Raw genomic sequence first — 205 nt, 5'->3', positions numbered from 1 at the left:
TAGCGTCTTGAGGAAGGACACCACCTCCCGCCAGCGTTTGCGGGTGCGGATGCGGTAGTAGAGCTTGCCGGTCGCCAGGTCAAGCGCGGCGATCATGTGCATGACGCCGTTGTAGCGGTTGTAGGTGGCCCGCAGCCGGGCCGGCGACCCCGCCGGACGCCACCGCTTGCCCCTGCGCGGCATCAGGTTCAGCGGCCCGAACTCG

Annotated in this window: 1 pseudogene; it reads right to left on the bottom strand. The window is 68.8% G+C overall.

What is annotated here, in order from left to right:
- Positions 1-205, bottom strand: a pseudogene (locus tag FLX08_RS40295) (transposase); the annotation flags it as partial.

It is taken from the genome of Microbispora hainanensis (genome assembly GCF_006874475.1).
In the GTDB taxonomy this organism is placed as follows: Bacteria; Actinomycetota; Actinomycetes; order Streptosporangiales; family Streptosporangiaceae; genus Microbispora; species Microbispora hainanensis.
This window is presented reverse-complemented; position numbering and strand designations above follow the sequence as displayed.